Below are 5,075 nucleotides of genomic sequence, written 5' to 3'. Positions count from 1 at the left end.
CCCGCGCTGGCCGCAACGGCGGATGCGTCGGGGCGCCTGCGGCGCGTCCGTGCCGCGGCCCTGCCCGCGCCCGTGCGCGCGGGGGCCGATGTCGGACTGCTGGTGATCGCGGCGGTGGCGTACTGGCAGCTGGACCGGCAGACCACCGCGAGCGGCACGGGCGCCCTCAGCGGCGACCGCGAGGGCGTTCTGGGCATCGATCCGCTGCTCGTCGTGGCGCCCGCGCTGGCGCTGCTCGCCGGAACGGTGCTGACCCTGCGTCTGCTGCCGCCCGCGGCACGGCTCGCGGAGCGGCGCGCGGCCGGCGGGCGCGGGCTGGAAACGGCCCTCGCGGGCTGGCAGTTCAGCCGTCGCCCGCTGCGCGGGGCAGGCCCGGTGCTGCTACTGGTCCTCTCCGTCGCCATGGGCATGCTGGCGATCGGGCAGAGCGCGTCGTGGGACCGTTCGCAGGCCGACCAGGCGGACTTCAGGACGGGCGCCTCGGTGCGGGTGCTGGAGACCGGGACGGGCGGGCCCGGTGACGCCGGCCGGTACGCGGACCTGCCCGGCGTACGCCGGGCCGCGCCCGCGCATCGCGCATCCCTGGGCCTGTCCGGCAACCGCACGGCGAGCGTCCTCGTCCTGGACACGGCACGTGCGGACGAACAGCTGCTGCTGCGCGGCGATCTGGCCGACGAGCCGGCGAGCCGGCTGCTCAAGGCCGTGGGCACGGCGCAGGGCACACAGGCAGGCGTGACCCTGCCGCAGGACACCCGGCGTCTCACCGTGGAACTGCGCATCGACGAGGAGAAGTCCGCGTCGGGTGCCTCCCCCTCCGGACTCGCGCCGAGACTCACGGTCGTGGTGGAGGACCGTTACGGCATCGTCTACCGGATCCCCGCGGGCGCTGTGCCCGCCGACGGCCGGACGCATGCGGTCACCGCGGACCTGGACGGAACCGCCGCCGGCGGCCACGCAGCTCCCGCCGGGCCGCTCACCGTGACGAGTCTGCGGCTCGACGGTTCGGTGCCCGACGGGCCGGGCGAGAAGCACCGCCTGAGCATCGAACGGCTGCTGACCGCCGGTCCCGAGGGGACCGCACGGCCGGTGGCGGTGCCGGACGGGCTCCGCTGGCAGGGCACCGGTACCGACACGGTCGGAGGGGAGCCGCACGAGCCGGTGGCGCTGCGCCCGACCACCTCGGGGAAGACGCTGCTGACCGTCGGCTACGACGTCGGCCCGGCGCCCACAACGACGGAGTTCGGGTTCGACTACACCGTGCCCATGGAGTTCGGGATCCGCATCGGTGCGGAGCGCCCGGCCGCGCCGAAGGAGATCCCGGCCGTGGCCACGGACGCGTTCCTGAGCGCTTCGGGGTCGAAGCCCGGCGACAGCGTCGACGTGTCCCTGGCCGGTGAGGACCTGCGGGTGACGATCGTGCGGACGGTGCGGCAGCTGCCGACGACCGGTCCGGGCGCGGAGACGGCGGCGCCGGCCCCGGCAGCGGGAGAGGCCGGCGGCACCGCGGCCGCCACCGGCTCCGAGAGCGGCGACGGCGGCGCTCTGCTGCTCGACCTCCGCACGGTCAACGCGCACCTCGCCGGCCGCACGGACACCTCCATCAGGCCCACCGAGTGGTGGCTGAGCACGGAGCACGGCAAGGCCGCGGACCTCGCCGATGCGCTGCGGCAGCGGCCCGACGCCGATCCGGGCCAGGTCCTCGTTCGCGACGAGGCGGCCGGTGAACTGCTCGGCGATCCGCTCGGCGCGGGGCCCCGCTCGGCGCTGACGGCCGTCGCCGTGGCCGCAGCCGCGCTCGCCGCCGTCGGCTTCGCGGTGAGCGCGGCCGGATCCCTGCGCGAGCGCTCCGCCGAGCTCGCGGTCCTGCGCGCCCTGGGCGCACCGCGCCGCAGGCTCGCCCGCATGGTCGCCGCCGAACAGAGCGTGCTCATCGCCATCGCGCTCCTGGTAGGTCTCGCTCTCGGCGCCGTACTGACCCGGGCCGTGGTCCCCCTCATCGTGCTGACCGGCCGCGCCACCCAGCCGGTGCCGCACGTGCTGGTCGAACTGCCCGTGCCACGGGTGGCGCTGCTCGTCGTCGGCGTCGCCACACTGCCGCTCCTGATCGTCGCCACCATCGCCCTGCGCCGCGCCGACCCCGCGGTGACCCTGCGCCACCAGGGGGACCACTGACATGACCGCGCACACCGAGAAGCCGAAGCGAGCCCGCCGTGCGGTCGCACCATGGGTGCGGACCCGGCTGCGCACGGCGCCCGGCGCCGCCGCGGCCATCGGGGTACTCGTGCTGCTCACGGCCTTCCTCGCCGCCGCGTTCCCCCGGGCCGTCGACGCCTACGAGACCCATGGGCTCCGGTACGACATCGGCTCCGCCGCACCGCCCCGCAGCGTGCTGGAACTGACCACCCCGACGCCGCCGCTGGTGGCGGAGGCCGCCCGGGAGGAGATGCTGCGGCCCGAGGCCCTGAGCTCGGTGCAGCGGCGGGTGATCGGACTGCTGCCCGAGCCGCTGCGGGCGGACGTGGGGCAGTCCGCCTACGGAGTGCGGACCGGCAAGCCGCTCGTAGGCCTGGATCCCTGGCTGCCGCGCCCCGAAGCGCAGCGGCCCGAGTTCACCCTCGCCGCGCAGTCCGGGCTCGCGGAGCACGCCACCGTGCGCAAGGGGCGGCTGCCCGCCGCCGACGGACGGGTGACGTCCACGACGAAGGAGGTCGAGGCCGCGGTGACCGTGGCGACGGCGAAGGCGCTGCGCCTGGACGTCGGTTCCGTGGTGCATGTCGGCGAGCCGGAGCTGGCGGTACGGATCAGCGGGATCGTCGAGCCCCGTCGCCCGCAGGGCAGCTACTGGTCCTACGAGCAGACCCTGCGCACACCGGGGCTCGACGCCAAGCCGGGCACGCCGCCGCAGGTCTACTGGCGGGCCGGGCTGCTGCTGGCACCGGAGGCCGCGCCTGCGCTGCTCGGTACGGCGGGCGATCCGCACCCGTACGTGCGTGTCGCGCCCGCGACCGGTCGTCTCACCGCACAGGACGTGCCGGACCTCACCCGCCTGGTGGCCTCCCTCGAAGGCGGGCCGGGGCTGCTGGAGCTGAAGGCGGTCGCCGGTGAGAACGCCGCGCTGACCACCGACCTGGACGCGATCCTCGCGTCGCACACCACGATGCGGTCGGCGATCGCGCCGGTCGTCGCCGTCGCCGCCATCGGGATCGGCACGGTCGCCGCCGTCGTCCTCGCGATGACCGGCGGGCTGGTGGCGGCGCGCCGAAGCGTCGAACTGGCCCTGCTGCGCTCACGCGGCGGGTCGCTGCGCGGCATCGGCGGACGGCTGCTCGCCGAGACCGCGGTGGTCGCGCTGCCCGCATCGGGGCTGGGCCTGCTGCTCGCCGTGCTGGTGGTGGACGAGGCCCGGCTGCTGCCCGCGGTCCTCGCCGCCACGGGTGTCGCCGTCCTCGCGTGCACCGCGCTCCCGGTACGCGCGCTCGTGCTGCATCGCCGACCGCGGGCGCACGGGGAGCGGGACGATCTGGTGCGCGCCCGCCCGAGCCGGCGCCGTACCGTCGCCGAACTCACCCTGCTGGTGCTTGCGGTGGGCGCGGTGGTGGCGCTGCGGCGGCGCGGCACATCCGAGGCCGGCGACCACCTGGTCAGCGCGGCCCCGGTGCTGGTCGGGCTGATCGCGGCGCTGGTGCTCGTGCGGCTGTATCCGCTGCCGCTGCGGTGGGCGGCGCGCCCGGTGGGACGGCTGCGCGGCGCGGTCGGGTTCCTGTCGCTGGCCCGTACGGGACGGTCGTCGGCGTCGGGTGCCCTGCCGCTCCTGGCGCTGCTGATCGCGCTGACCACGGCGGCGTTCGGCGGCTCCGTGCTGGCGGGGGTCGCGGACGCACGCGACCGGGCGGCGCTGCTGGCGACCGGTGCGGATGCGCGGATCTCCGGCCCGGGGGACATGGTGGCGCTGCCGGACGGCCTGGAGCGTACGGTGCGGGGAGCTCCCGGCGTGCGGGAGGTGACGACGGTGCAGATCGAGCACGCGCTGGCGCTGCCCTCCCGGGCGAGCGACGTCGGGGACCCGCTGAGCGCCTCGCTGGTCGGCGTCGACCCCGGGGCGTACTCGCGGCTGGCCCGGGAGCTCGGGCTCGGCGCGTTCCCGGCGGACGCGCTGAGGACACTGAGGACGTCGAAGGAGGCGGACGGAGGGCCGGTGCTGGGCGCCGTCGCCTCGCCCGGTGTCGCGAAATGGCTCGGCAGTGGGGCGCACCGGATCACGTCGCTCGCAGGGGACCTCACCCTCGAGGTCACGGCGGTGGGCACGCACACGCCGGCAGTCACGTCCGCCGAGTTCCTGGTCGTCGACGGCACCAGGCTGACCCATAGGGCGCCGACGGCACTGCTGGCCGTCGGTGACCGGCTCGACGGCCGGGCACTGCGGGCCGCGACGGCCGATGCGGGCAGGGACTCGGGCATGGACCTGTCCGTACGGCTGCGCGGCGAGGAGCGTGCGGCGTTCACCGACTCACCGCTGCAGGAAGGCGCGGAGCGGATCTACGCGGCGGCGATCGCCGCGGGCGCGGGCTATGCCGTACTGGCACTGCTCCTCTCGCTGCTGCAGTCGGCCCCGGAACGCGCCACCCTGCTCGCCCGGTTGCGCACGATGGGTCTGACCACCCGGCAGGGGCGGCAGCTGCTGGGCCTGGAGGCTCTGCCGCAGGCGCTGCTCGCCGCCGGGGGCGGCGTACTCGTCGGCTGGGCGACCATCCAACTGCTCGCCCCCGGCGTGGACCTGGTGCGGCTCGCACTGGCCGCGGCTCCGGGGCTCGCCCCGCTCGACAGCGCTTCGCTGCGTGCCGATCCGTGGTCGCTGGCGCTGCCCGCCGCCGGCGTGGTCACGCTGGCCGCGGCCGTGGCCGCCGGGCAGGCGTGGTGGGCAGGCCGCCGCGGATCGATCACCGAACTCAGAGCAGGAGACACGCGATGACCGACACGACGACGACCACGCTCGCGGAGCTGGAGCAGCGGGCGACGGCGCGCCGCGACCGGCCCGCGTACGGACACGACGCCCTGATCGCCTGCGACCGGCTCGT

General features: G+C 76.2%; 2 protein-coding genes and 1 pseudogene. All 3 read left to right on the top strand.

Going from position 1 to position 5,075, the window contains the following annotated elements:
- Window positions 1-2,172: ABC transporter permease (locus ABT078_RS42290; RefSeq protein ID WP_351237776.1), on the top strand; the 2,172-nt coding region annotated here is incomplete at its 5' end.
- A gap of 1 nt (window position 2,173) precedes the next feature.
- Window positions 2,174-4,969, top strand: a complete 2,796-nt coding sequence (locus tag ABT078_RS42285) for an FtsX-like permease family protein (protein WP_351237774.1) — start codon at window positions 2,174-2,176, stop codon at window positions 4,967-4,969.
- Window positions 4,966-5,075, top strand: a pseudogene (locus tag ABT078_RS42280) (ABC transporter ATP-binding protein); the annotation flags it as partial. The gene ABT078_RS42285 and the pseudogene ABT078_RS42280, both read left to right, overlap by 4 nt.

Source organism: Streptomyces sp. NPDC002133 (assembly GCF_040296405.1).
Lineage (GTDB): Bacteria > Actinomycetota > Actinomycetes > Streptomycetales > Streptomycetaceae > Streptomyces.
The sequence above is the reverse complement of the archived record's forward strand: the minus strand, read 5'-3'. Positions and strand labels throughout refer to the sequence as shown.

Coding starts and splice junctions, on each gene's coding strand:
- ABT078_RS42285 (WP_351237774.1), top strand. CDS start 2,174: ATGACCGCGCACACCGAGAAGCCGAAGCGAGCCCGCCGTGCGGTCGCA.